Consider the following 26,083-nt stretch of genomic DNA (forward strand, 5'->3'; position numbering starts at 1 on the left):
TTTTACCACGAAAGGGTTCAACCCTTGACAGCGTGGGCGATCGCGCCCTCTTCTACGTCAGAAAAATATCCTGCCAGAGGCGATCGTAGGTCTGCTGGGCGGCGGCAGGCAGGGGCAGCAGTGCCTCACTACGGGTCAACAGGGTTTGCAGATCAACATAACGATTCGCTTGGGCTAGGCTGAGATCCCCCAAGACGGGGGACACTGCCGTTGTAAACTGGCTTAACTGCTCGGCTACGGTGGGTTGCCACCAGTACTGTAACCAAGCGGTTGCCGCTGCATCGGGCACTTGGGAGCACACCCACAGATCCGCCCACAGTGCAGTTCCTGCCGCCGGAGCCACCACTGCAAACGTATCGGGCTGCCGCTGCACGAGGGGGAAAATATCGCTCGACCAGCCCACGGCCAATTGTGTACTGCCTAAGATCAAGGGCTGAAGATAGGCATCGGAGCTAAAGAAACCGCACCGTTGCCGCAGCGCCAGTAATCGCGCTTCGAGGTCTGGATGGTCGGGGGGGTCATTGTAGGTGCGCCCCAAGGACTTAAGGGTGAGACCAATCACTTCGCGGGGGGTGTTCAGCAGGCTATAGCGCCCGTCAAGGTCAGGGTGCCACAGGGCATCCCAGTTCGTGGGTTCCCAGCCTAAATTGGCAAAGAAATCGCGACGATACACCATGAGGGTCGCACCCCAGCGATAAGGAATACCCCAAACGGCATCGTTGGCGCTGAACCGTGCTAAGAAGGTGCGCCAAGGTGGGGTAAGGAGCGACCAATTTTCAATGCTGCTTTTGGGAATGGGCTGAACCCACCCGTTGGCGACGGCCGCTGCCAGCCAAGCATCCCCCAAGCTAACGATAGCCGCCCCCCTGTTGTCGTTGGCGAGGGTATCGGCAAGGCTCTGGGGGTCTCTTTCAGGCGCAGGTTCACCCCAATGCCATGGGTTTGGCGAAAACGGCGGATGAGTTGGGGCGGCAGGGACTTTTGCAGCAGATGTACGGTAATGCCCCCTTGGCTTGATCCTTGGCACCCAGCTAGTGCCATGGCGGCGATCGCCACTCCCCCCTGACAAAATTCGCGTCGCTGCATTAGCGTTGCCAACAAAACTGTAGTTGGTTGGGACACGCCGGATCCCCCAGTTGCGCCACGCCGCGATCGTTGGCCACCAAATGCCGCAGAATCAGGTAAATGGTTTCTTGCTGCTCGGAGGCGTTGAGCGCTTGGGCGATCGCCTGCACATCTAATGGCGCAGTACTCTGCTGGAGCACCTTCACAATCTGTTTTTGTAACGCCAGAGTGGCGGCGGCTGCTTTTTTGCCCGCCTCCACCCCCGGTTGATGGTAGGCATTGATATTCACCAAAAAGCCGTACAATCCTACTGCCCGCTCGTAGAGGGCAATGAGTGCCCCCACCGTCCGAGGCGTGACCTCTGGAATGGTGACGGTGAGGGAAGGCCGATCCTTTTCGTAGAGAGCTTGGCGCGTCCCCAACAGCAGACCGCTCAAATAGTCACCGGCGGTAATGCCCGGCTCCACCTCAATGCCTGGTTGCTGGCCATCCCGCAGTACCTCGATAAACGTCACAAAAAAATTTGCCAAGCCGTCGCGTAGCTGCTGCACGTAGGCGTGCTGATCTGTGGTGCCCTTGTTGCCATAGACGGCAATCCCTTGGTGGACAATGTTGCCAGCAAGGTCTTTCTCCTTGCCCAAGGATTCCATCACTAACTGTTGCAGATAGCGGCTAAAGAGCAGCAGGCTATCTTTATAGGGCAGAATGACCATATCTTTTTCGCCACGGCCGTTCCCTGCGTGGTACCAGGCCAAGGCCAACAGAGCTGCCGGATTTTGGCGCAGTTGCGGCACCCGGGTAGCCTGGTCCATTTGCCGCGCCCCGTGGAGCATGGCTTCAATGTCAATCCCCTGTAGGGCGGCGGGCAACAGACCCACGGCGGAGAGTTCGGAGGTGCGCCCCCCCACCCAGTCAAACATCGGGAAAATTTCCAGCCAGCCATTGGACTCGGCAATTTGGGCAAGGCCACTGCCGGGCATGGTGATAGCCACTGCGTGGTCAGCAAAGGCTAAGCCTGCCTGCTGATAGCGGGCTTGCGTTTCCAGCATACCATTGCGGGTTTCTGGGGTGCCCCCAGACTTGGAAATAACGATGACCAGTGTGGTGCGCAGGCGATCGCCAATTTGGGCAAAAACCCGCTCAAATCCCGCTGGATCAGTATTATCGAGAAAGTGAATGGCCAAGGGGGGGTAACGGGTGCTAAGGCGGCAGACACAAACTGGGGGCCCAGTGCCGAGCCGCCAATGCCAATGGAGAGAATATCCGTAAAGCGTCCACCTTGGGGTGGGGCAATTTGGCCGGAATGGATGTACTGGCTAAAGCGATGCACCTGGGCGATTCCGTCGCGAATCTCAGCCCGTATCTCTGGGGTGGGGGCAAGGTCGGCATCCCGCAACCAGTAGTGCCCCACCATTCGACCTTCATCCGGGTTGGCGATCGCCCCCGCTTCGAGAGCCTGCATCTGCTCAAAGGCGCGCCTAAAGGCAGGCTCTAGGTCACGAACAACGTCTTGGGTCAGCCCCATCCGACTGACATCAACGTAGAGATCAAGGTCTGGGTGGTAGTACAGCCAGTCTTGGTAGTGGTGCCAAAGAGCCAAAGCATCCATAAAAATTAAAAAAATTGCGCTACGATTCCAGCGTACCCCAACAATTACCCTCCGCAGGGAATCATCACCGTCTTCAAGATAGCGGCGATCCCTCCTCGGTTAAGATAGATCTTGCTGCCACGGAATCTAGGGATGAGCCGCCCCACTATTGAATCCATTCTTCAGGAACACCGTCTTTTTTACCCCCCCGCTGACTTTGTGGCGAAGGCACGGATTAACTCCTTTGAGGCCTACGAGCACCTCTACGCCAAAGCAAAAGCAGATCCGGCGGCCTTCTGGGGGAACTGGCACAGCAGGAACTCGACTGGTTTCAGCCTTGGGATCAGGTACTCGATTGGCAGCCTCCCACCGCCAAGTGGTTTGTCAATGGCAAAATTAATATTACCTACAACTGCCTCGATCGCCACCTGACCACGTGGCGCAAGAACAAAGCAGCCCTGATCTGGGAAGGGGAACCCGGCGATAGCCGCACCCTCACCTATGCCCAACTGCACCGCGAGGTGTGCCAGTTTGCCAATGTTCTCAAACAACTTGGAATTAAAAAGGGCGATCGCGTCGGCATTTATATGCCCATGATTCCGGAAGCGGCGATCGCCATGCTCGCCTGCGCGCGCATTGGTGCACCCCATTCCGTCGTGTTTGGTGGCTTTAGTGCCGAAGCCCTGCGCGATCGCCTCATTGATGCTCAAGCGAAGCTAGTGGTCACTGCCGATGGTGGCTGGCGCAAAGATGCCATTGTTCCCCTCAAAGATCAAGTCGATAGCGCCCTTAGCGATCAAGCGGTTCCCAGCGTCGAGCACGTTTTGGTGGTGCAGCGCACCCAGCAGCCGATCACCATGGTGCCCGGTCGCGATCACTGGTGGCACGATCTCCAAAAAGGGGTGAGTGCCGATTGTCCCGCTGAACCGATGGACAGTGAAGACTTACTCTTTATCCTCTACACCTCTGGCTCCACGGGCAAACCTAAGGGGGTTGTGCATACCACCGCTGGCTACAACCTCTATACCCACATCACCACCCAATGGACCTTTGACCTGCAAGATACCGATGTCTATTGGTGTACTGCCGACGTTGGCTGGATTACGGGGCACAGCTACATCGTCTATGGCCCCTTGTCTAACGGTGCTACCACTGTCATGTATGAGGGCGCACCCCGCGCCTCAAATCCGGGGTGTTTCTGGGACGTGATTGAAAAGTACGGTGTCACTATTTTTTATACCGCCCCCACTGCCATCCGCGCCTTTATTAAAATGGGCGAACACCTGCCCAAGGCGCGTAATCTCTCCTCGTTGCGCCTGCTGGGGACCGTTGGCGAACCCATTAATCCCGAAGCATGGATGTGGTACTACCGCGTCATTGGTCGCGAACGCTGTCCCATTGTCGATACGTGGTGGCAAACCGAGACCGGCGGCCACATGATCACCTCCTTACCCGGTGCCATCCCCATGAAACCCGGCTCAGCCACTAAACCCTTTCCTGGCATCTTGGCAGATGTTGTTGATTTAGAGGGGCACCCGGTCGGGGTCAACGAAGGGGGGTATCTGGTGATTCGCCACCCATGGCCGGGGATGATGCGCACCGTCTATGGCGATCCCGATCGCTTCCGCCGGACGTACTGGGAGCATATTCCTCCCCAGAACGGCCAGTATGTTTACTTTGCGGGGGATGGGGCGCGCAAAGATGCAGACGGCGACTTCTGGATCATGGGACGGGTGGATGATGTGATTAACGTGTCGGGGCATCGCCTAGGCACCATGGAAATTGAGTCAGCCTTGGTCGCCCACCCTGCGGTGGCCGAGGCTGCCGTTGTTGGCAAGCCTGACGAGGTGAAGGGCGAAGATATCGTGGCCTTTGTGATTTTAGAAGGTAGCACTCCCCCCACCGAGACCCTGCAGCAGGAACTCAAGCAGCACGTTGTTAAGGAAATCGGTGCGTTGGCACGCCCAGCGGAGATTCGCTTTACCGATGCGCTGCCCAAAACCCGCTCCGGCAAAATTATGCGGCGGTTACTGCGCTCTTTGGCCGCTGGGGAAGAGGTGGCAGGGGATACCTCAACCCTTGAGGATCGCTCGGTACTCGATAAATTGCGTCAGGGAGCGTAGGCCATAGGGAGTCTGATGGCGACTGGCATTCGCACAAAAACGCTGATTTTGCTGGCAACTGCGGCCATTTTGGGAGGCAGCCTCTTTTTATTTGAGCAACAACTACCGGCACCAAACGCACCAAGTCAACAAACCAAGGCTCGCCTCTTTAGCTTCCAAGAGGCGGATGTTACCGCTCTCAAGATTGTTGCGCCCCAGTACACCCTTAACCTCAAAAAGCAGAAAACGGGGACGTGGGTCATTCAGCGAGAGCAGGAGGTACCGGCGGAAGAGGGAACCGTTGTCTTTTTATTAAATTTGCTGACCACGGGTGAGCGCGATCGCTCCCTTGACGTGCCCACGAATCGTGCCGCTGACTATGGCCTTTTGCCCCCTATGGCTACCCTAGAGATGACCCTTAAGGATGGCACTCAGCATCGGCTATTACTGGGCAACCCAACCTTTGATGGCCGGCAACTCTATGCCGAAATTGACCCCCAACCACAGCCTCGTGACACTATGACAGTCACCTTGGTTCCCTTAGACCTGAAAAATGCTATTGAACGTCCCCTGATCGAGTGGGAGCGCCAGCCAGCCCCACGCTCACCCGAACCCTCAAACTAAGCGTCAGCCACCCGAATCAGGTTTTTCTTCAGTAGGGCTTGCAAATCTGCATTGTGGGTTTTGCAGTTGCGCCAACGGCGTTCATCAACATTTTCATTCCGACCCGGCTGGAGGGTCAGCGGGCCAAAAAAACTATCGAAGGTGATGGGTTGCTCTAACTCACTAATTACTGTCACCATTGTCATTACTCGCTTAATACCCAAGTATCTTTACTGCCACCTCCTTGGGAGGAATTTACCACTAAGGATCCGGGCTTCATAGCAACCCGTGTGAGTCCTCCGGGGTGCACGTAAATCTCTTTGCCATAGAGAATATAGGGGCGCAGATCCACATGGCAGCCAACAATCTCATCGCCGAGGAGGGTTGGTACCCGCGAGAGAGACAGGGTAGGTTGGGCAATATAGTTGCGGGGGTTAGCCTTCACGCGCTCAGCAAACTCAGCCCGCTCACTAGCTGTGGATTGGGCGCCAATGAGCATCCCGTAGCCCCCCGACTCGTTGGCAGATTTGATCACCAATTCATCTAAATGATGGAGCACGTAGTCGAGTTGCTGCGGTTCCCAGCACAGATAGGTGGGGACGTTCGGTAACCGCAGCTCTTCCCCCAGATAGTAGCGGATCATTTGGGGAACGTAGGCATAGATCACTTTATCGTCAGCAACACCAGTGCCCAAGGCGTTGGCGATCGCTACCCGTCCTTGACGATAGACCTCTGTTAAGCCTGCCACCCCTAGCATCGAGTCCGATCGAAAGACGGCCGGATCAATAAAATCATCATCAATGCGGCGATAGACCACATCCACCCGTTTTAAGCCTTTGGTGGTACGCATTTGCAAGTAGCCATCTGCCACCACCAAATCCCGCCCTTCCACAAGGGTGACACCCATCTGCTGCGCCAAAAAAGAATGCTCAAAATAGGCTGAGTTATACATCCCCGGAGTCAGTACCACCACTGTGGCATCCGGCAATCCGGGTGGGGCTAGGTTCAATAGGGTTTCCAGTAAATGGCTGGCGTACTCATCCACCGGTTGGATATCCAACTCCTTAAATACCAGCGGAAAGGTACTTTTCATCACCCGTCGATTCTCAAGCACATAGGAAATGCCAGAGGGACAGCGCAAATTATCCTCAAGGACATACCATGTGCCGTCGCGATCGCGCACCAAGTCAGTTCCCGTAATATGGCACCAAATTCCTGCGGGTGGCTTTAGATCGTGGCAAGCACGCAGATAGCCCTTGGCTGACTCGATGAGTTCCCGGGGAATCACGCCATCATTAATGATTTTTTGCTGGCCATAGACATCCGCAATAAAACAGTTCAGCGCTTGAATGCGTTGCTTGAGCCCCTGTTCAAGCTGCCGCCACTCTTGCGCCGGAATCACTCGCGGCAAAATATCAAAGGGCATAATCCGCTCGGTGCCCTCCTCAGAGCCATAGACCGTAAATGTGGCACCGATGTTAAACATGACCTGCTGAGCCGTGGTTTGGCGCCGTTTTAGCTCTCCTTCTGGCAGCGATCGCACCCGCCGTAAGAGAGGCTCAATAAACGGTCGTGGCTGACCGCGGGCAATAAACCACTCATCATAAAAATCGCCCGGATCGTAATTATCGAGTTCCACTATTCTCTCTCCACTGCTGCTCAGCATCCTTGGACGTTCCCAAGTATCCTAGCTTCCATGTTTGTCTATTTCCCTATAGTACAAAGTTGTACTAGCTTCAATGACGTAAGCACCGGTGCTCCTCACAGAGGCGTTAGCCAAGTCAATTGTTACAATACGTTACAGCGTTATCCCCACATCCCTATGAACACGGCCTTACCCCCTGCGTCTGAGTCTCCCCAAGACATTGCGATCGCTGCTGAAGCGCTACCCAATGGCAACGATGAGTTTCAGCCCTACGATCCGGAGGCGATCGCGGCTTATTATCGGCAACGCCCCTTGCTGGTGATCAGCCGTTGGGTGCAGATTCTGTGGCCGGTGTTTTGGCTGCTATTCAATCGCTGGTGGGATAACCTCACAGGACAAGGGAAGAAAAATCAACATCGCCGGGCGATCGCCCTGCGAGATACCCTAACCCGCCTCGGTCCGGCCTACATTAAAGTGGGGCAGGCACTGTCCACCCGCCCAGACCTGTTGCCTGCCGTTTACCTTGAAGAACTGACGAAACTCCAAGATCAATTACCGGCGTTTCCCAATGAGGTTGCATTTCGCTTTATCGAGGAGGAACTCGGGGCACCCCCCCAGGAACTGTTTGCCGACCTGAGTGATCAGCCCATTGCGGCGGCATCCTTAGGGCAAGTTTATCGTGGTCGCCTCAAAAGTGGTGAAATAGTTGCCGTCAAAGTACAGCGCCCCGGCCTCGCTGAAAGTATTACCCTTGACATTTACATTTTGCGGGGAGTGGCCTACTGGGCTCAACGCCTCATCAAAGAAATTCGCAGCGATTTGGTGGCAATTTTAGATGAGTTTGCTAGTCGGCTGTTTGAGGAAATGGACTATACCCAAGAGGGGCGTAATGCCGAGCGCTTTGCCCGTCTCTACGGTCATCTACCCGATGTCTATATTCCAAAAATCTACTGGGACTATACCCGCCGCCGCGTCCTGACCATGGAATGGGTGACGGGGGTCAAGCTCAACCAGCCACAGCAAATTCAAGCCCAAGGGATCGACCCCCGCTATATGGTGTATGTTGGGGTACAGTGTTCCCTGCGGCAATTGCTGGAGCACGGTTTCTTCCACGCAGACCCACACCCCGGCAACCTGCTGGCGATGCCCAATGGTAAACTCGCCTACCTTGACTTTGGCATGATGAGCGAGATTGAACCTGCCCAGCGCTACGGTTTACTGAATGCCATTGTTCATATTGTCAACCGCGAGTACGAAAGTCTTGCCTATGACTATGTGCGCTTAGGGTTTTTGGCGGAAGATACCAATCTAGAGCCAATTATTCCGGCGCTGGCGCTGGTCTTTGAGGATGCCCTAGGGGCAAGTGTGGCTGAGTTGAATATTCAGCGCATTTTTGATCGCCTTTCGGAAGTAATGTACGAGTATCCGTTTCAGGTGCCCGCTTACTATGCCTTAATTGTGCGATCGCTACTCACGATGGAAGGGATTGCCATGGGCGTGGACCCAAACTTCAAGGTGCTCAGTGCGGCCTATCCGTACATTGCCAAACGGCTCCTTACCGATTCAGCGCCGGAGTTGCGCACTAGCTTGGCAAACTTGCTGCTCAAGGATGGTCAATTCCGCTGGACCCGCCTTGAGAATTTGCTGCGTAATGCTCGCGAAAGCCGTGACTACGATTTTAATGTGGTGTTCGAACAAGCCCTTGACTTTTTATTTTCTGAGCGGGGTGAGTTTTATCGCGATCGCCTTGCCGATGAAATTGTCAAGAGTTTGGATACTTGGGCACGGGTAACGGTGGGTCAGTTCAATGTGGCGCAGATGTTACCGCTGGTTACCCGCCCCATTCCCACCAGTAGCGCCCCAAGCATTATCAGCGAACCCAATGCCCTTGAGCATTTGCGGCGGATTTTTAGTATTTTGCAGGACACCCCCGGGTTTGATGTGATGAAGATTATTCCTGCGATTCTGAAAATTATCCTCCGCCCAGAATTGCAGCAGATGGGACAGCGAATTGTCAATGGTCTCCTCCAACGGGCGATCGCCCGCTTTGTCCGGGAAGTCTTTTTAGCAGATACAAAACCTCAACTGCAATCCACAGGGGCAACCAACTGACCTTCTCCCCGCCCACGGGGGGGCTTGGAGATGTCCCGATGAACCCACCTCACGCCAGAATTCACCAAAGAATCTAAGCGACACGCTGGTGCCGTGCTGAGGCTACGGTGGCTTGGCTATAGTCTGCCATTGGTGTGGAGCCTAGGGGGGAATCGCCCAACCGGCTGCCCCGACCTGCTCTGCATCAGAGCTTCTCAGTGCCCCTCACTATCGTGGAGATACCCTTGAGCTAGAAGAAGAGCGCCTTTACAATCTCATCATGGCCTACCGCCAACAGCACAGTCTTTCTCCATTTCCCTCTCGCCCTCGCTGAACCTAGTCGCTATCCAGCAACACCAAGCCTTTGGGCAGCTTGAGCACAATTGTTGGGAAGCGATAGGGTAATACCAGTTGGGGTTGAAGCAGTGCTATGGGCATTTTGGTGTATCACGATGATGAGACGACAGCAGCCACACTTGTTACCATGCTGAGTGCATCAGAGCAGCGGGTTGATGTAGTTGCCCGAGCCGATGACCTCTGGGGGATATTGGCCAGTAGCCGCTACGAGTTGCTGATTGTAGATGACGCACACCTAGAGACAACGGTGGAGCGTTTTTGTCAGCAGGTGCGCAGCCATGGCTTTCAGGAGCCAATTTTGGTATTGACCCGCAGCGAAGTTCCAAGGCAGCCAGACGATCAAGTCATTTACTACCGTTATCCCTGTAGTCAAAGTTCCCTAGTTCAGGTGGTCAAGCCTCTTCTGAGCGCGATCGCCACCTCTAGGCTAAAAACCAATCATGACTCTGGTCTGCCCTTGGTGCTGCACATTGATAACGATGCCGCCTTAGTACATTCCCTAGAACGCCATGCCGCCGATGCTGGGTTTCGTTATGTAGCCATTGATAGTTGGCCCTTAGTCAAAGCCTACGTTGAAGACTTTGCCCCCAATGTCGTGATTCTCAATCCAGAAGTGGTTCCCGACGAGGCCACAAGCCGCGAGTTTTTACAAGAGTTACGCCAGCATCGTCCGCCAATTCCTGTGTTGGTCTTCACGGCCCACGACACATGGCGCGATCGCCTTGCCGCCATTCGCTTGGGGTCGCGGATTACCCTCAACAAGCCTGTGGATATGGAGCGACTGCTGCAAACCCTCGAACAACTGTTGCAGCCGCAGGAGGTGACATCCGCCAGTATTCTAACGGTGGATGATGATCCGGTCACCTTAGCCATTCTCAAGCGGCTCCTTGAGCCGTGGGGGATGAGTGTCACGTCCCTACAAGATCCAGATCAATTCTGGGATGTTTTGGAAGCCACCCATCCAGAATTAGTGATTCTCGATGTGCAAATGCCCGGCATCAATGGCATTGAACTGTGCCAAGTTGTACGCAATGACCCCCGCTGGAGTCGTCTACCAATTTTGTTTCTCACCGCAACCACCGATCCGGCACTTGTGAACCAACTCTTTGCCGCTGGTGCCGATGATTTTGTGAATAAGCCGATTGTCGGGCCAGAGCTAATGACACGCATTATCAACCGCCTTGAGCGTACACGGCTCCTCAAGCGGTTGGCGGAGGTGGATCCGCTCACTGGGGTGTGCAACCGTCGCAAGGCCACCGAGGATATTGAACGCTTTTTGCAGTTGGCAGATCGGCAGCAGCAACCGCTGTGTCTCGCAGTTTTAGACTTAGACTACTTCAAACGTATTAACGATACCTACGGCCATGATCTGGGGGACCAGGTCTTGGTGACGACAGCGCGCATTCTGCGGCAATCCTTACGCATGGAGGATGTAGTGGCTCGTTGGGGTGGAGAAGAGTTTTTAGTAGCTTTGTACGGAATTTCCCTAGAGGTAGCAGAACAGCGATTGGGGATGTGCTTACAGCGTCTGCGCAGCCATACCTTCCCTGTGTCGGATCAAGAGGGGTTCCAGGTCAGCTTTAGTGCAGGGGTGAGCCAATATCCCAACCATGGTGCCACTCTCCTAGAACTGGTGAAAGCAGCAGATGAGGCACTTTATAAAGCCAAGGCCGCAGGCCGCTGTCAGATTGCCACGGCAATGATCTAAATAGATTAATGACACCTGAATTGCTCCCTTCGGTTGCGCATCGCTATCGGCACGCTATGCGAAGACCACCACGGATTTTTGCTAGTGGTACTATTGCTGATGCTCTGCTAGGACTCTAACCGCCGCTTTTGTGCCTCTTGATCGTTGGCTTTGGCACGGCGGAGCGTCTTTTCTTTAATGTCAACCCATGCTTTTTTAGAAAATTATGTATCGTGACTGTACTGACATTAATCCCTAGCTGCTCGCTGATCATGTCTCGGTACTGCCATAGGCACTTGTCTGGATAGGCTACAATAATCTCCATCACCTTGCTGTAGTTTTGATCTAGAATGCCAATTCGTTTTGTCCCCACTTTCTTAGGGGTTAAGTCCTGTGTCTCTTGATACTGCCGAACCCATCGATGTACGGTTCTCTTGGTCACCATGAACCGCTCTGCTACCTGCCGGATGGAGGTTCCGCCCGCTTGATAGGCCGCCACAACCCTGCGCCGTAAATCTAAGGAGTGGGTTGGCATATGCTACTCTCCTGACCTTTGAGTACTTTATTTCCTATATTAGCTTAATAAGCTTTAACTAATGAGGGGTTCGGAGAGCGATACGTCCCGCGCTGTACCCGTAGGGTCAGTGTCGGGGGGATGTCACAAACTTGGATTAAGGTGTCCGTTCTAGAACTACCCCTATGACACACTGGTTGAGTACCTACGGCTTTTTAATTGTGTCCATGACTCTGGGGGCATTACTAGCGTTGTCGCTCTACTTGCCCTTCATGAGTGGTCAGCTCTCCCTTGCTAGTCCTGGGTTTTATGCCATTGGTGGCTATATTGCGGCAATTCTCTCAACTCGGGTTTTCTCAGCGGTGACACCCTACCCTCTGTGGTGTATGGCGGTGGAACTGGTTTTGGCGGTGGTATGTTGTGGCCTATTGGGCTGGGGAATTGGCGTGCCCGTGCTGCGGCTGCGGGGAATCTACTTTGCCATTGCTACGATCGCCTTGGTGGAAGTGCTGCGGGTCTTGGCCTTGAATCTAGAGATTACAGGGGGGGCGATCGGTATTTTTGGGGTGCCGCAGCCGTTTCGCGAACCCTTGGGATACCTGTGGTTGACGTTGCCCTTGTTAGTGGTGGTGGCGATCGCCATTGGCCGCCTTGAGCACAGCCGGCCGGGGCAAGCGATGCAGGCGATTCGTGCCGATGAGCTAGTGGCCACCACCCTTGGCATTGATGCAACTCGCTACAAAGTGTTGGGGTTTACCCTTGGCGCGATGCTAGCGGGGGTGGCAGGGGTTTTAAGTGCCCATTTACTGAATACGTGGAACCCGCGCCAAGGGACGTTCGACACGGGGATTATTGCCCTGACCGCGGTGTTAATTGGCGGCAATCGTACCTTTGTTGGGGCGGTGGTTGGCGGTATGGTCTTTACTGCCCTCCCTGAATTGCTGCGTGGTTTGGCGGATCAACCCGAACTGCCAACGGCGATTGCAGCCTTTTTACGCGATGGGCGGATGATTCTCTACGGTGGGTTGATTGTGCTGGGCACCTGCTTTTTTCCACAGGGGGTGTGTCAACCGCCCCGTTGGCGGCAACTTCAATCTCGGTTGAGGGTCTGGCGGCACATCCGAAAGGATTTGTTACACTGAATCCCTATGGTTGTTTCCTTAACCCTCAGTAGCGACTTGAACGAGCTTGAGGCACTGCTAGAGTGGTTCAACCGCTATCAACCACCGCTATTTCCCCTTGAAGAATGGCTAAAGCTCGAGCTAGCCTTGGCCGAGGGGTTTACCAATGCTGTGCGCCATGCCCACCGCGATCGCCCCAAGGAAACCCCGATTCGAGTCGAGTTATCCCTAACCCAGACAATGATTGAGCTGCGCATCTGGGATCAGGGGCAGGGCTTTGATTTGATGACACATTTGCAACAGTTGCCCGCCCAAATTGCTGTGGATGCCGAAGGCGGACGTGGTTTGCGCCTATTAGCCACCATCGTGGATGAGCTAAGCTATAGGCCCAGTGAAACGGGCGGGAATTGTTTAACCTTGCGAAAACGGGTTGCTCACCTAGCCCATTAGCCTAGATTTCTATTGGATTGAACGTGGCTAGGACGTAAGGGCTACCATAGAGACTAGAGCAGTTGTGCCGATAATCGCTTCCTTCAGACATCCGCTGTTTTTAGGCCGCAAATTTCCATGAACCAGCCCCTAGTCACTCTTACCTGTCCCGAGTGTGGCACGGCGAACCCCATTACTAATCAAGAGTGTAGTCATTGCCATGTCCCTCTTCTGAAGCGTTATCTGTGGGCGATTGGCTCTAGTTTAGATGGTTATAAGATCGGGGCTATTGTTGGCGATCGCTATCTGGTGCAGGGCAAACACCTACTGCTAGACCTCTTCCCCGGTGAGCCTGCCCCTGGTATCGATAACACCGTGCAACTATATCGCCCCTATCTGAAACTTTTTCCCAAACGTCCCCACGTCCCCGAACTATTTGGGGCACTGTCGCTAGGGGCAGGGGAATTGCTGCTGCTTGAGCACGCTCCCGTCAGTTGCATCGACATTAACGGTGCCCAAAGCACCCCGGCTTAACCCATGCTGCCCCGCTGACGAGCATTTGGCAACAGGCTGGTCTCGTGCGGCGATTGAGTTGGTTATGGCAAATTATTTCCCTGTGGCCTGCCCTCATAGAAGAGAATGTGGCAGTTACACTTCTGAACCCCCAACTGTTGCGGGCAGAAGGCTCTTTAGTGCGGCTGCTGCAACTACAGGTTGGGGCCGATCCAACCTTGGCAATGCTGGGAGCCTTTTGGCAAAAGCACTTTGGCTTTGCAGATCGAGACGACAACTTTGACCAAGCATTTCAGACGCTGTGTGAGCAAATGCAGCACAGTCAGGACGTAACCGCAGAATCGGTACGCTCAACCATTGAAGCACTGTTTCAGCAGGCTCTGAGCCATCTAGACTATCAATACCACTATGATATTGTTACCCGCTCTGATCAAGGCCCAAGCCGGAGCCGAAATGAAGATAGCTGCTACCCGCCTCACGGTACCACCCTCAACCATGCGTCGCGGATGTTAGCCTTGGTCTGTGATGGGGTAGGGGGGCACGAAGGGGGAGACGTGGCCTCTGGTTTGGCCATTTCAATTTTAGTGGAGGCTCTGGAGCCACTCAACCTCCTCGACACGAATCCAGAAGAGGTGCAGCAGGCTATTCAAAACGCCATTCATCGCACGAACGATGCCATCAGTGCGCGTAACGATTCTGAACATCGCCACGAACGGCAACGGATGGGAACGACCCTTGTGGGCACCCTCATTGAGCACGCCAATCTTTACCTTGCCCACATTGGCGATAGTCGTGCCTACTGGATTAATCGTTGGGGCTGCTATCAGCTGACCCTCGATGACGATGTGGCAAGCCGCGATGTCCGCTTGGGGATGAGTACCTACCATCAGGCTCTTGAGCATCCCTACGGCGGCTCCCTTGTGCAAGCTCTTGGGATGGCACCGTCTCACCATCTTTACCCCACGGTGGAGCGCTTTTTGCTGGATGAAGAGGGGATCCTGCTCCTGTGCTCCGATGGCCTAAGTGACTTTAATCGGGTAGAAACCTATTGGCGTCGGTATCTCCTGCCGGTGCTCAAAGGAGACATCAGCCTTGAGGTGGCGGGCGATCGCCTCATTGAACTAGCCAACAGTGCCAATGGCCACGACAATGTCACCGTTGCCCTCATCCACTGCCACGTTAGCACCGCCCACGGTGCCATTGAGCCGGACTACAGCAGGATGGTCTGTAGCGACGAACTGCCAGAGGTAACAGATGTCACCATGACCTATACCCCCCCCGAAAACCACAGCGACGACTTGGCGGTAACGGTCTCCTCGGTCGGTGAAACCTTGCTTCCCCCGCTGACGGCTTCCCCTGTCCGTCGGACAACAGCAACACGGCAACAGTGGCCGTTACTGCTGGTGCTGGTGGGTCTAATTGCCGCAGGGTTATCACTGCTGGCGGTCTTAAGTCTTAAACGCCCCCAGATGATGGATGTGAACCCCTCCCCTACACCAGTATTGGCCGATTGACAGTTCTCCTGTGCTGACTGAGGTTTTGATGAGCCTGACTGACTTTTCCCTAGATGCTTACGATTACTATTTGCCCCCAGAGCGTATTGCGCAGCAGCCTGCCACGCCTCGCGATCACGCTCGTCTGCTGGTGGTGGATCGGGAGACCGCACGCGATCACTGGTTTTACGAACTGCCGCAACTATTGCAACCGCAGGATTTGTTGGTGCTGAATGATACTCAGGTCATTCCGGCGCGGCTGATGGGGCACAAGGTGGGGGAGCCCGGCCGCAGTGTTGAGGTCTTTTTACTCGAAGAACTCAGCGATCGCCAGTGGTTGGCACTGGTCAAACCTGGCCGCAAACTTCGCCCCGGAGCAGTGATTCAACTGGGGTCATTACAGGCCACCGTACAGGCGATCGATCCTGCCACCCGCGGGCGAGTCATTGAATTTGATCTACCGCCGGGCGATCGCCTCTGGCCTTACCTCGATGAAGTGGGAGACATTCCCCTGCCCCCCTATATCCAAACCCCCATCCAAGATGCCCAACAGTACCAAACCGTCTATGCCCAACGTCCGGGGGCAGTAGCAGCCCCCACCGCAGGACTGCACTTCACCCCAGACCTCCTGAGCAAATTAGCCTATTGTGGCATTGACCACTGCTTTATTACCCTCCATGTTGGCATTGGCACCTTCCGCCCCGTAGAGGTCAACGACATTCGCCAGCACCGCCTCCACCACGAGTGGATTGAGGTGTCTGCGGCCACCGTTGCCAAAATTAAGGCGGTGCAGCGGGCGGGCGGACGCATTATTGCGGTGGGTACCACCGTGATTCGCTCCCTAGAGACCGCAGCTCAGTCCGGTGAACTTCAGCCCTTTCGGGGAAAAAGTGACCTCTATATCTACTCGGGCTATCAGCCAAAAATTGTTGAGGGCTTCATTACCAACTTTCATCTGCCGCGCTCTAGCTTAATGATGCTCGTTAGTGCCTTCATTGGGCGCGATCGCCTCTTGCAGCTTTATGACTACGCCATTGCCCAAGCCTATCGCTTTTACTCCTTTGGCGATGCCATGCTGATTTTACCGACTGCTTGGCAGAGTTCCGCGTGAGTGTGCTATCCTAAGGGCAGTTGTTTTGGAACGGTACCGTTCAGGGAGATGGAGGTGATGCCCATGGCAGATAGTAGTAAACGCTTGGGTCGTCGTTTCGGAGTACAGGGGCTGTAGCCTAGGATTGTTCTCCACTAACACTGCGGATCAACATCTGTTAAGGTGTGAGTTATCCTAGCAGTCTTATCCAAACATGACCACCAGACCGCTCCTAAGTCCGTACTTAGGGGCGGATGGTTTTTAGAAGTTATGTATTCTTGTTGCCAACCCAATTAAAAAATGTTTCAGAACCTTGGCGACCTGAGGGGGGCGATCTATAGTAGGGGCAACCGGAATGCTGCCATTATTTTCTGTTCCAAAACTTAATCACTGTTAATAATTAATAATGGCAAGCTCTGGGACTGTTGCATTCGAGAGAGCAGCCATGACGGTTCAATTTTCCAGTCGCGAAAAGCACACCAACACCCCTCAACTTCGCCCCATCAGCGGTATCAAGCTATTGCTGATTGTTGGCTTGAACATCCTGCTAGCGGGCTACGTCTTTTGGGCGTACCGCAGTGCCTACTATAATGAGTTGCCGACCCAGCGAAATCCGATCTTGCAGAACCTACGGCAACGCGGTAACTCAGTAACGCCAGATTAGTAGGCTAAGGTTTCCAGCGCTTGGCGCAGGTAAGCGGTTACACAGGCATCGAGATCAAGGGGCTGTTCTAGCTTCATTGCAGAGTGCTTTTCGCTGAGCCACCGCTGAAAACCAGAACTATGGGCGATCGCCCGCTTCAAAGAGTCCCAAACCTCGCGGGAATCTGGGGCAGTTGCTGCAACGGGGATATCCATAGAGATACTCCTAGTGAGTTTGGACTCAGAAAAAGGATTTGCCTATGGTTCTACCATACCGCAGGCGTCCTAGGCGTGGTGTATGCAATGTTACGATTTGTTGCAAAAGTGGCTCACGGGACTTGTTGTAGCGTGGATTCTTGGCTAGTCCACTGTTGCATAAGGTTGGTTAGCTTTGCGATGAAGGGTTCTCCGGCAATACTGGGGTGAAATTCGCTAATGGCTGTCTCCACCTTTGGATGCGTAGGAGAAGGACATGGCTCCGAGTTTGGGATCAGGGGGGACAGGGGGTGGCAAATAATCGCTTCAAACTCACTATTAAAGTGGTAAATGGGCTGCTCACGCCGTTGCCACAATTCTAAAATTTGCTCGACAGAAATTGCTTTATAACGACCGAGGTACAGCGCTTCAATTAAGGCGAGGCGAATCCAGCGGGGCGAAAAGTGGCGCAGCCAGCGATCAAGGATGGCCTCGACGGAGGCACCATCAAGGTCGAAGCCGTACTGACGCAGCAGGCGATCAGCGACCTGAATAGCGGCATTGTCGCCAAGGTGTGCCATCTGCTAAATCTGCTTTCCTATCGTAATGGTGTCTCTATATTGCCACAACTTTCTCGTGGTAGCAGCGGGAGGTGTCTCAACCCTGATATGGTAGAAAGGCGAATTCTCAGGCGTTTCTTGCCCGATATGGTTACTGTTCACCCTCCCGAATCCCTTTTGCACGATCGCCCTTTAACCATTGCGGGACGGCAGTTTCGCTCCCGCCTCATGACTGGGACTGGTAAATACCGCTCTATCGCCGACCTCCAAGCCAGTGTAGCCGCTAGTGAGTGCGAAATTGTTACTGTGGCGGTGCGACGGGTGCAGACCAATGCCCCTGGCCATGAAGGCTTGGTGGATGCCCTTGACTGGCAGAAGATTTGGTTACTGCCCAACACTGCTGGCTGTCAAACCGCCGAAGACGCGGTTCGGGTGGCACGGCTAGGGCGCGAGATGGCCAAGCTCCTAGGGCAAGAGGAGAATAACTTTGTCAAGCTGGAAGTTATTCCGGATCCTAAATACTTGCTGCCGGATCCCTTTGGTACCCTAGCGGCAGCGGAACAACTGGTCAAGGAAGGGTTTGCGGTCTTACCCTACATCAATGCAGATCCGCTGCTGGCCAAGCGACTCGAAGAGGTGGGGTGTGCCACAGTCATGCCCCTAGCCTCGCCGATTGGATCGGGTCAAGGCTTACGAAATGCCGCCAATATTCAGATTATTATTGACCAAGCAAGGGTGCCCGTGGTCATTGATGCTGGCATTGGTACCCCCAGTGAGGCTGCCGCTGCGATGGAATTGGGAGCCGATGCCCTGCTCATCAATACGGCGATCGCCCAAGCGGGACATGCTGCTGCCATGGCACAGGCAATGGCAATGGCAACCATAGCCGGGCGGTTGGCCTACCTAGCCGGACGGATTCCCGTTAAACCCTACGCGAGTGCTAGCTCCCCCAGTAGCGGCACGATCACAGCAGCTCCATGACCCTTGTTTTACATAGCCTTGGGGTTCTTCTTGGCCTCCTCAGCCTTGCCAGTGGCGGGTTTTACCTTGTAGCTGGGCTGCTGACGCTGCGGTTTTTCAGCAAATCGCGCCCCCAGCCCCTTGATCCTGCCCCCGCTATTTCTGTGCTGGTGCCTGTGTGTGGCCTCGATGCCGGTGCATGGCAAAACTGGTCATCGTTGTGTCAGCAAGACTATCCCAACTACGAAGTGATTTTTGGGGTTCAAGATCTCAGCGATCCGGCCTTACCCGTGCTCAAAGACCTGTGCCAAACCTTTCCAGAGCGTGCCCGCTGGTACTTTTGCGACGAAATCCGGGGGATTAACCGCAAAATGAGTAACTTGTCGCAGATGTTGCCCCATGCCCACCATGAGGTAATTGTGCTGGCGGACAGTGATGTGCGAGTGACCCCCGGCTATCTCCGCCAAATTACCGCCCCCTTGGCAGACCCCCGCATTGGCGTGGTGACCTGTGGCTATGTTGACCATTCCCCAAAGCGCCTAGGTGCCGCATTCTTGGCCATGGGGCGCTGCATTGACTTTATTCCCAGCGTTCTGATTGCCCGCTTTTTAGATGGTGGCCTGCGGTTTGCGATTGGGCCAACGGTGGTGTTGCGGCGGGAAGTGCTCGAAACGATTGGCGGCCTCGAGATTGCCCTCAATCGGATTGGGGATGACTACCGTTTAGGCTACACCGCTTGGGAAGCAGGCTATCGGGTTGAACTCTCGACCTATGTGCTGGACAATGACTGTAGCGATGAATCTCTTCTCAAGGCAGTAGAGCGGGAATTGCGGTGGTGTCGCACCATTCGCTCCAATCGCGGTAAACAGTACTTTGGCATGGTGTTTACCTTTGGGACGGTGTATAGCGCCCTCCTGTGGGGGTTGCTGCCCAGCGTTTGGACGCTAACCCTCTGTTTGGCAGTCCAGGGAATCCGTTGGCTACAGGCAATCGTGAGTATGATACTCATGGGGACACCCCGCTTGCTGCTGTGGCTATGGCTACTGCCGCTGCGAGATGTGATGAGCCTAGTAATCTGGCTGTTGGGCTGTTTTGGCAACCGCATTTACTGGCGGGGGCGCTGGTTACAGGTGCATCGCCATGGTCAATTACAAGAAATTATTAAGAACTCTCAGGGTGAGTAAAGTTTGCTTGCTAGAATAGCTCCACCGTAACAATTGATTGAGGTTTGTTTCGATGCCGTACACAACTGAGGAGGGCGGTCGCCTAAATAATTTTGCGGTTGAGCCAAAGGTGTATCAAGCGCAGCCGTGGACAGCCCAGCAGAAGGTACGCGCCGCGCTATTGGTGACAGGGGTGCTAGTGTTAGTGGCAGGGCTGATGGCGATCGCCGTAGGAGTCAGCTAGTCTGCTGTGTTTGGGATTCGATACCAGTGATGCCACCCTAGTGGCCGGGTTATGGGATCTGGCCACTGAAACGGTGCTGGATGTTAGGACATGGGAACTGGGGCGGCAACTGGCCACAGAACTCCATCCCTGTCTAGGGGCTGTGATGGCAGGGCGAACATGGCAGGAGTTGGGGGCGATCGCCGTGGGCTGTGGCCCGGGTAGCTTTACGGGAACACGCTTAGGGGTCGTGACAGCTCGCATCCTCGCGCAGCAGTTGGCTATTCCCCTCATTGGTCTTTCCAGCCTTGGGGTGATGGCTTGGCACCACCGCCAGCACCTAAGGGTTAGGGATGGTGTTGTCTCACGCGCTGCACAGCAGGGTCACCAGTATGTCGGCATTTATCGCTATGAACACTCCGCCCTCAAGGCAGTGTGGGGCGATCGCCTCGTCACTGAAGCTGAATCTGAGGAGCTGCTGGCCACCTGGCCGATGCCCTACGAGGTGCTGACAGCACCCGCGCCTGCAGACTATGGCCATGCCCTACTCACATGGGCAGCTTGGCACTGGCAGGATACACTGAGGTCAGGGGGCACCCTTCCCCACTGGTCTAGTGTGGTTCCACTCTATGGCAAATAACTGGGAACTCAGTCGCTTTCTCGACACCCTACGCTTTTTTCAAACCCTACCCTTTGTGGGTAGTTTAGAGCCGCTCCGTCCCATGCTTGCCCCACTGCTTCCGGATCTATTTACCTCCCCCGCCTACCGTGGCAGTGGCTTAGTGGTGGTAACAGGGGCAACGGGCAGAACCGGTCAAGCAGTTGTCAAGGCCTTACTGCGTCAAGGCTATGCTGTGCGGGCACTGGTGCGCGATCGCCCCAAGGCAGAGCAAGTATTACCAACGCAATCTGCGGTGGAGATCGTCGTTGCCGATATAACCCAACCCCTGCCGGCGGATTTGATGCAGGGCAGCCGCGCCGTCATTCACTGTATCGGCACAGTGATTCAGCCCCAGCCTGATGCGCCCCCGCCGGGACTAGCAATTGTTGGCGACAGCCCCGAAGCCGTTGAATTTAACGGCATGCGCCACCTGCTAGAGCGCGCCCAGCCCTACTTTCAGCAGCAGCCCACCACCTACCCCCTGTTTGACTATCGCTATCCTACGCCTCCCCTCAAGGAAGTATGGGGGGCACTAGACGATGTTGTGATGGGCGGGGTCAGCGCCAGCCAGTTCTACCTCAGGGAACACAGTGCCCTATTTACCGGAACAGTCTCGACAGCAAATTCCGGAGGGTTTGTCTCCATTCGCACCCGTAACCTGACTCCTCCCCTCAACCTCCAAGGGTACACTGGCCTGCAACTGCGCCTGCGTGGGGATGGCCAGCGCTATAAATGTTTCCTACGCAGTGATCCGGCTTGGGATGGCGTGGGCTATGCCATCTCCTTTGACACGGTGGCGGATCAATGGATAACTGTGACCCTGCCCTTTAGCCATTTCATTCCGGTGGTGCGGGCGCGCACCGCCACGGATGCCTCTCCTCTGAATTTGGGGCAAATCTACTCGCTGCAACTCATGCTCAGTAAGTTTGAGTACGATGGTGCCCTTAACCCTCACTTTCGGGCGGGCGCCTTTAGCCTTGAACTAGAATCTATCCATGCCTACGGTGGCTCACCTCTACCCCAGATCATTCACGTGAGTTCAGCAGGGGTGACGCGCCCCGGGCGATCGGACGTAGGAGACCAGCGCCAGCCCTTAGCGGTACAGTACAACGACCAGTTGGGGGGTATTCTCACATGGAAATTGGCGGCAGAAAATATGCTCCGTCAGAGTGGCTTGCCCTACACCATTGTCCGCCCCTGTGGCCTCACTGATAACCCCGGCGGGCAACACCTGCGTCTTGACCATGGCGATACGCTGACGGGGCAACTCAGCCGGGCTGATCTAGCAGAGTTCCTTGTTGCGCTGTTAAACCTGCCCACTGCCTGCTACCGAACCGTAGAAGTGGCGGCAACAGATCAAGCCGCAGGCACCACACCTTCTTGGTCGGCGCTCCTTGCCCAACTCCCCAGCGATCGCCCCTAGGAGCATTAGACCATGCCCCGCTTTCTCCATGTGGCCGATGTTCATCTGGGGTTTAACAAGTACCGACAGGAGAACCCCGCTCGCACGCTGGATTTTTTCACGGCCTTTGACAGCAGCATTGAGCGCTATGCCCTGCAGGAGTCGGTCGATTTTGTCGTAATTGCCGGGGATTTGTTTGAGGAGCGGTTGATTACGCCAGGGATCCTCAACCAAGCGGAGTGCGTCCTAGAGAAACTCAAAGATGCTGATATTCCTGTGCTGGCCATTGAAGGTAACCACGATAACTGCCCCTACGGTGTAAAAACCAATTGGCTGCGTTACCTGTGTGAACGAGGGTATTTGTATCTGCTCGAACCCGATGACACGGGCAGCCTGCAACCTTGGGATGCCGAATTGGCACGGGGGGGCTACATTGATCTGCCCTGCGGGGTGCGGGTGATTGGCTCGCAGTGGTACGGTGCCAGTGCGCCGCAAGCCATTAAGCACTTAGCCAGCCAAATTCAAGCCCTGCCCCCAGCGCCGGGAACCACTATTATGCTGTTTCACCATGGCCTCGAAGGCCAGATTGCGCGCTACCAAGGGGCATTGCGCTACAACGATCTCCTGCCGCTGCGGCAGGTGGGGGTGGATTATTTGGCGCTAGGACATATCCACCGCTTTTACACCGTTGAAAATTGGATTTTTAACCCCGGCTCTGTCGAAGCCAACTCCATTGCCGAGAATCAAGAACAAACCCCCCGGGGGGTGCTCTTGGTAACGATTGACAATGGGCAGATCACGGCAGACTTAAAACGGGACTATTGGCAACGGTCGATTCACCGCTATCGTTTGAAGCTAACCCCCAATGACACCGCAGCCAACGTTAAGGTGAAACTACAGACTTTGCTAGAGCAACACCAATCTGTACTGCCAGAGGCAATTGTCGAAGTACGCCTCGAGGGGAATGTGGGCTTTGAGCGCAGTGAACTCGGGGTGCGATCGCTCCAGCAACAATTACAGGATCAATCGGGTGCCTTTATTTTCCGGCTCGTGTTTGCTGCTGCCCCTGTGAACTACCAGAGCTATCAAGGGGAGCTAGGAGAGGTGCCCCAACGCGCCACTATTGAGCAACAGGTCTTTGCCGATCTGCTCGCCAGTGTGGCGGAGTACCGCGAGCAGGCCGAACCCCTTGCCCAGGAATTAATGCACCTCAAAGCCCAGCTTCTTGATGGCAGCAGTAGCATTGATGATCTCTACGATCGCCTTGGCAGCGTTATCCCTCCCAAGGCTTAAGGTTGGGGTGGAAATGCCAGCACCGGTTCATTGACAAGCTGGGGTAACTGCACCGCTGGGGACTGCAGCAAGGCTTGCCATTTTTGCTTCAGGGCGGCATCCTGCGGTTGGGCGAGGCGTTCCTGAGCCAGTTGATTGAGGGCATCGTACCAGTAACCAGCGGCAGCAAATGCCCCCGCAGCGTCAGTAGCGGCTTGCAGATTCCGTTGTTGCTGAGGGCTAGGAGCCATAGGACGCAGCCAACTGGCTGTTTTCACGGCAGTGGTGCCGTTACTACAGGTGAGGGTCAGTTGCCATTGGTAGTCCACGCCATCCTTGAGGGACACATTTGCCAGCGGCCAACCAATAATGCCAGCGGTAGTGGGGGCAGGGCGTTGCTGGCTGTATAGCTCTGTTCCTTGGGTATCTAGGAGGGTGAGGGTGAGGGTTGCACCAGTATTGGCGGGGACATAGCTATAGAGGGTTGGCGAGGGGGTACTACTGAGGCCATTATTATCCTTTGGCACCAGCGCCACCACGGTTTGCTGCGGTTCCACAATACAACTGTCGGTACCACCTGTACTTTCGCGCAGTAGGGTCGGACGGGCAATGCGGGTGGCGGCCCCTTCACGATTACCGGGCTTGCCAATGTTTGCAGGAGGACGGTAATTCGCCCACGACGCTTGGGCGATCGCCCCCATTAGCACCATAGCCAAACTGAAGGGAAGGGCAATTAGCTTTATGCTCATAACAACTAATCCTCAACAATAACAGCATCCACTGATTGATTTTTCAACAGGGACACTAGAAGCCAAAAATACTGCGTATCACCCCAACACCCGTATTCACCGTATTCAGAATTGAATTAATGTTCTCAATACGATCGCGACTGTCGGGTTGAGCGGGCTGCGTGACCACCACTGGTGCACTGGTGTCAGCAAGCACCTGATTATCTACCTGAAGGGACAAAAATAACCCTGCCGCTGGGGCGCTGGTCAAAAAGGTATTGATGGGAATGGCGTAGTTAAACCCCGGTTTAATGAGGCTAGCAATGCTGGAGGCTGCTTCGGGACTTAACCCTTGGCGCTCAAGGGTACGGGGGTCTTCAGTGTCCCCTAGTCCATGCACCGCCACAACCCGACCTGCGCCATCCAACACCGGCCCGCCACTCATCCCCCGCCGTGTAACGTTGGTGTAAATCATCTTGTAGCCGTCAATCGGCTCAATTAAAAAGCCAGAAATGCGGCCATCCGTAAACTGGCGCACCAGTTGACCACTGCCACCCGGCTGCGGCCAGCCAGAAATAAATACCTGCGCCCCCTCTTTGGCTAGATCGGAGTTAGTGAGGGTGGCAACGTCATAGGTGCGATCGCTGGTAAACTCGACAACCGCCAGATCGCTGTTGGGTAAGAACTTGATGGTTTTGAAATCAATGGCATAGGCTTGTTGATCCACGGGAATCACCCGATAATTATCCTTACGATTCACCACATGCTTGGCGGTGAGAACATAGTAGGTGGAACCTGAGCGGGAAATAATGGCACCAGAGCCGTGGGAGTCTTTGCCCACAATCAGTACGGTAATGTTGCGAGCAATTTCGTTAATGCGCTCTCCGCTCAAGGGTTGCACCTGCGCCCAAGTGGGGAGGGGTGCCACTAAAATACTGGCAGCGGCGATCGCGCTCATGCCGACCCGTGAATACCACATATGCCCTAACTCACAAAACCACAACGTTAGGACGATTGTAAACGGCAAGCAGTTCCTCTGCGGTGATGGCGATCAACGTTCTGCTCGAAGCGATGCGCTAGCATACTCTAGATTTTTTGCTAGGAATAAAACAGGCTAGAAAATAACTTGCCAACCTTGGCTCTGAATACACGGTGTAGAACGTGTTTACGGTGTGGCACAGCATGACCGTCGAGAGCATTTGCAGGGGCTAAGCCATGAGGTTTAGGCTGATATTAATGCTTTAGGATTAGAGATTCTTATGGTTGCAGCCAAAGAACAGCAGCGGTACTTTACCCCTGAAGAGTATTTTGCTTGGGAAGAACACCAGCTAGAAAAGCACGAACTGATCGATGGCCAAGTGTATGCGATGACTGGCGGCACGCAAAATCATAGCGCGATTAAATTAAATATTGCAGGGTTGATCAAAGCCCACTTGCGCGGCAGTAAATGCCGTGTGTTCAATTCCGATTTGAAGGTTAATATTCTCCATACAACTAACTATACCTATCCAGACTTGAGTGTGACTTGCGATGAGAGGGATCAAGTGCATCCCTTATAGGAGTGATGTGGGCGGGCTAAAACCCCTCCGCTTTAGCGAGGGGATACAGCCAACTCAGGGGGCTTTAGCCCTCTCTATGTGTTAAACTAGAGACGTGGAAAGTAGGCGTATCAACTACGCGAAGAAACATCCTAGTACAGAGAAATCCCGGCAAGTAAGTCACTACCGCTTTGGCGGCAAGCCTAAACCACTGCAAGCAATGGCAGGATGTTGAGCGTATCGAATTGGCTAGTGTTGAAAAGCGCGAAACCACGAACCGAAACATAAACGTAGTCCCAATAGCAGAAATGCTTGAGGTGAGTAGGGGGTCTTTGACTGCCCCCACCCGCATTAAGTTGTGGGTGACAGCTCAAGGGAAAAGCGAAGCAACGCGGCTTCAGCCCGTTGCGCAGCATCCGTTGGGAATCCCCTCTCTTTCAA

General features: G+C 54.6%; 23 protein-coding genes and 4 pseudogenes. 17 read left to right on the top strand and 10 right to left on the bottom strand.

The annotated features are described in order from the left end of the window. Window positions 1–52: 52 nt before the first annotated feature. From BRW62_RS08685 to BRW62_RS08690, 3 genes and pseudogenes are all read right to left on the bottom strand, one after another. On the bottom strand, window positions 53–847 hold the full coding sequence (locus tag BRW62_RS08685) for an extracellular solute-binding protein (RefSeq protein ID WP_227517331.1): 795 nt from the start codon (window positions 845–847) through the stop codon (window positions 53–55). Then, window positions 736–1,086 carry a hypothetical protein gene (locus BRW62_RS13990; RefSeq protein WP_227517332.1) on the bottom strand — a complete coding sequence of 117 codons (351 nt, stop codon included), beginning with the start codon at window positions 1,084–1,086 and terminating at the stop codon, window positions 736–738. Before BRW62_RS13990 ends, BRW62_RS08685 begins: the two co-directional genes overlap by 112 nt. Continuing rightward, a pseudogene (locus BRW62_RS08690) lies at window positions 1,086–2,674 on the bottom strand (glucose-6-phosphate isomerase). The gene BRW62_RS13990 and the pseudogene BRW62_RS08690 overlap by 1 nt, the downstream one beginning before the upstream one ends. 132 nt (window positions 2,675–2,806) lie before the next feature. Here BRW62_RS08690 and acs point away from each other — a divergent pair. After that, window positions 2,807–4,776 (top strand): annotated as a pseudogene (gene acs, locus BRW62_RS08695) (acetate--CoA ligase). Between the two features lie 15 nt (window positions 4,777–4,791). Beyond that, a complete protein-coding gene (locus BRW62_RS08700; protein WP_099799106.1) occupies window positions 4,792–5,379 on the top strand; it encodes a DUF4340 domain-containing protein in 588 nt (195 codons plus the stop codon). On the opposite strand, the gene BRW62_RS08705 is transcribed toward BRW62_RS08700, so the two are convergent. Then, on the bottom strand, window positions 5,376–5,558 hold the full coding sequence (locus tag BRW62_RS08705; protein ID WP_099799899.1) for a hypothetical protein: 183 nt from the start codon (window positions 5,556–5,558) through the stop codon (window positions 5,376–5,378). The two genes, BRW62_RS08700 and BRW62_RS08705, sit on opposite strands and share 4 nt — an antisense overlap. A gap of 5 nt (window positions 5,559–5,563) precedes the next feature. Next, window positions 5,564–7,024, bottom strand: a complete 1,461-nt coding sequence (locus BRW62_RS08710; protein ID WP_376787918.1) for a circularly permuted type 2 ATP-grasp protein — start codon at window positions 7,022–7,024, stop codon at window positions 5,564–5,566. 156 nt (window positions 7,025–7,180) lie between these two features. Between BRW62_RS08710 and BRW62_RS08715 the strand changes: the two genes are divergently transcribed. Both BRW62_RS08715 and BRW62_RS08720 read left to right on the top strand, forming a co-directional pair. Further along, a complete protein-coding gene (locus tag BRW62_RS08715) occupies window positions 7,181–9,115 on the top strand; it encodes an ABC1 kinase family protein (protein ID WP_099799107.1) in 1,935 nt (644 codons plus the stop codon). A gap of 409 nt (window positions 9,116–9,524) precedes the next feature. Next, window positions 9,525–11,159 (top strand): diguanylate cyclase, encoded by a 1,635-nt coding sequence (locus BRW62_RS08720; protein WP_099799108.1) that lies wholly within the window; start codon window positions 9,525–9,527, stop codon window positions 11,157–11,159. A 116-nt stretch (window positions 11,160–11,275) separates the two neighbouring features. On the opposite strand, the pseudogene BRW62_RS08725 reads toward BRW62_RS08720, so the two are convergent. After that, window positions 11,276–11,673: pseudogene (locus tag BRW62_RS08725) on the bottom strand (helix-turn-helix domain-containing protein); the annotation flags it as partial. 164 nt (window positions 11,674–11,837) lie between these two features. Here BRW62_RS08725 and BRW62_RS08730 point away from each other — a divergent pair. The 6 genes from BRW62_RS08730 (at window position 11,838) to BRW62_RS08750 (ending at window position 16,962) form a co-directional block, all read left to right on the top strand. After that, window positions 11,838–12,794: a branched-chain amino acid ABC transporter permease gene (locus BRW62_RS08730; RefSeq protein WP_099799109.1), complete on the top strand. Its 957-nt coding sequence runs from the start codon at window positions 11,838–11,840 to the stop codon at window positions 12,792–12,794. Window positions 12,795–12,800: 6 nt separating this feature from the next. After that, the gene (locus BRW62_RS08735) at window positions 12,801–13,223 is read left to right on the top strand and encodes an ATP-binding protein (RefSeq protein WP_099799110.1); all 423 of its coding nucleotides are present in this window, start codon (window positions 12,801–12,803) and stop codon (window positions 13,221–13,223) included. Between the two features lie 117 nt (window positions 13,224–13,340). Further along, window positions 13,341–13,736 carry a hypothetical protein gene (locus tag BRW62_RS13435; protein ID WP_198405969.1) on the top strand — a complete coding sequence of 132 codons (396 nt, stop codon included), beginning with the start codon at window positions 13,341–13,343 and terminating at the stop codon, window positions 13,734–13,736. 44 nt (window positions 13,737–13,780) lie between these two features. Then, window positions 13,781–15,229 (top strand): PP2C family protein-serine/threonine phosphatase, encoded by a 1,449-nt coding sequence (locus tag BRW62_RS08740; protein ID WP_198405970.1) that lies wholly within the window; start codon window positions 13,781–13,783, stop codon window positions 15,227–15,229. Between the two features lie 28 nt (window positions 15,230–15,257). After that, the gene (queA, locus tag BRW62_RS08745; protein WP_099799901.1) at window positions 15,258–16,319 is read left to right on the top strand and encodes a tRNA preQ1(34) S-adenosylmethionine ribosyltransferase-isomerase QueA; all 1,062 of its coding nucleotides are present in this window, start codon (window positions 15,258–15,260) and stop codon (window positions 16,317–16,319) included. Between the two features lie 424 nt (window positions 16,320–16,743). Further along, complete coding sequence (locus BRW62_RS08750) at window positions 16,744–16,962, top strand: hypothetical protein (protein ID WP_099799111.1); 219 nt, start codon at window positions 16,744–16,746, stop codon at window positions 16,960–16,962. Here BRW62_RS08750 and BRW62_RS08755 read toward each other — a convergent pair. Together BRW62_RS08755 and BRW62_RS08760 are read right to left on the bottom strand one after the other, a co-directional pair. Continuing rightward, complete coding sequence (locus tag BRW62_RS08755) at window positions 16,959–17,156, bottom strand: hypothetical protein (protein WP_099799112.1); 198 nt, start codon at window positions 17,154–17,156, stop codon at window positions 16,959–16,961. The two genes, BRW62_RS08750 and BRW62_RS08755, sit on opposite strands and share 4 nt — an antisense overlap. A 113-nt stretch (window positions 17,157–17,269) precedes the next feature. Continuing rightward, window positions 17,270–17,716, bottom strand: a complete 447-nt coding sequence (locus tag BRW62_RS08760; RefSeq protein WP_099799113.1) for a hypothetical protein — start codon at window positions 17,714–17,716, stop codon at window positions 17,270–17,272. 126 nt (window positions 17,717–17,842) lie between these two features. Here BRW62_RS08760 and BRW62_RS08765 point away from each other — a divergent pair, with 126 nt between their 5' ends. The 6 genes from BRW62_RS08765 to BRW62_RS08790 are packed head-to-tail and all read left to right on the top strand — an operon-like array spanning window position 17,843 to window position 23,397. Then, window positions 17,843–18,676: a beta/alpha barrel domain-containing protein gene (locus BRW62_RS08765; protein ID WP_099799114.1), complete on the top strand. Its 834-nt coding sequence runs from the start codon at window positions 17,843–17,845 to the stop codon at window positions 18,674–18,676. Beyond that, window positions 18,673–19,839, top strand: a complete 1,167-nt coding sequence (gene hpnI, locus BRW62_RS08770; protein WP_099799115.1) for a bacteriohopanetetrol glucosamine biosynthesis glycosyltransferase HpnI — start codon at window positions 18,673–18,675, stop codon at window positions 19,837–19,839. The genes BRW62_RS08765 and hpnI overlap by 4 nt, the downstream gene beginning before the upstream one ends. A gap of 52 nt (window positions 19,840–19,891) precedes the next feature. Further along, window positions 19,892–20,062, top strand: coding sequence for a photosystem II assembly protein Psb34 (gene psb34, locus BRW62_RS08775; RefSeq protein WP_099799116.1), 171 nt, complete (start codon window positions 19,892–19,894; stop codon window positions 20,060–20,062). A 10-nt stretch (window positions 20,063–20,072) separates the two neighbouring features. Next, the gene (gene tsaB, locus BRW62_RS08780) at window positions 20,073–20,681 is read left to right on the top strand and encodes a tRNA (adenosine(37)-N6)-threonylcarbamoyltransferase complex dimerization subunit type 1 TsaB (RefSeq protein WP_099799117.1); all 609 of its coding nucleotides are present in this window, start codon (window positions 20,073–20,075) and stop codon (window positions 20,679–20,681) included. Then, window positions 20,671–22,125 (top strand): CIA30 family protein, encoded by a 1,455-nt coding sequence (locus BRW62_RS08785; RefSeq protein WP_099799118.1) that lies wholly within the window; start codon window positions 20,671–20,673, stop codon window positions 22,123–22,125. The genes tsaB and BRW62_RS08785 overlap by 11 nt, the downstream gene beginning before the upstream one ends. Window positions 22,126–22,137: 12 nt before the next feature. Then, the gene (locus tag BRW62_RS08790) at window positions 22,138–23,397 is read left to right on the top strand and encodes a metallophosphoesterase family protein (RefSeq protein WP_099799119.1); all 1,260 of its coding nucleotides are present in this window, start codon (window positions 22,138–22,140) and stop codon (window positions 23,395–23,397) included. Here the strand turns inward: BRW62_RS08790 and BRW62_RS08795 are convergent. Both BRW62_RS08795 and BRW62_RS08800 read right to left on the bottom strand, forming a co-directional pair. Next, the gene (locus tag BRW62_RS08795) at window positions 23,394–24,125 is read right to left on the bottom strand and encodes a DUF928 domain-containing protein (protein WP_099799120.1); all 732 of its coding nucleotides are present in this window, start codon (window positions 24,123–24,125) and stop codon (window positions 23,394–23,396) included. The genes BRW62_RS08790 and BRW62_RS08795 overlap by 4 nt on opposite strands. Before the next feature lie 55 nt (window positions 24,126–24,180). After that, a complete protein-coding gene (locus tag BRW62_RS08800; RefSeq protein ID WP_099799121.1) occupies window positions 24,181–25,083 on the bottom strand; it encodes a S1 family peptidase in 903 nt (300 codons plus the stop codon). A 280-nt stretch (window positions 25,084–25,363) separates the two neighbouring features. Here BRW62_RS08800 and BRW62_RS08805 point away from each other — a divergent pair. Further along, a pseudogene (locus BRW62_RS08805) lies at window positions 25,364–25,654 on the top strand (Uma2 family endonuclease); the annotation flags it as partial. Window positions 25,655–26,083: the final 429 nt, after the last annotated feature.

This window comes from Thermostichus lividus PCC 6715, assembly GCF_002754935.1.
Classification (GTDB): domain Bacteria; phylum Cyanobacteriota; class Cyanobacteriia; order Thermosynechococcales; family Thermosynechococcaceae; genus Thermosynechococcus; species Thermosynechococcus lividus.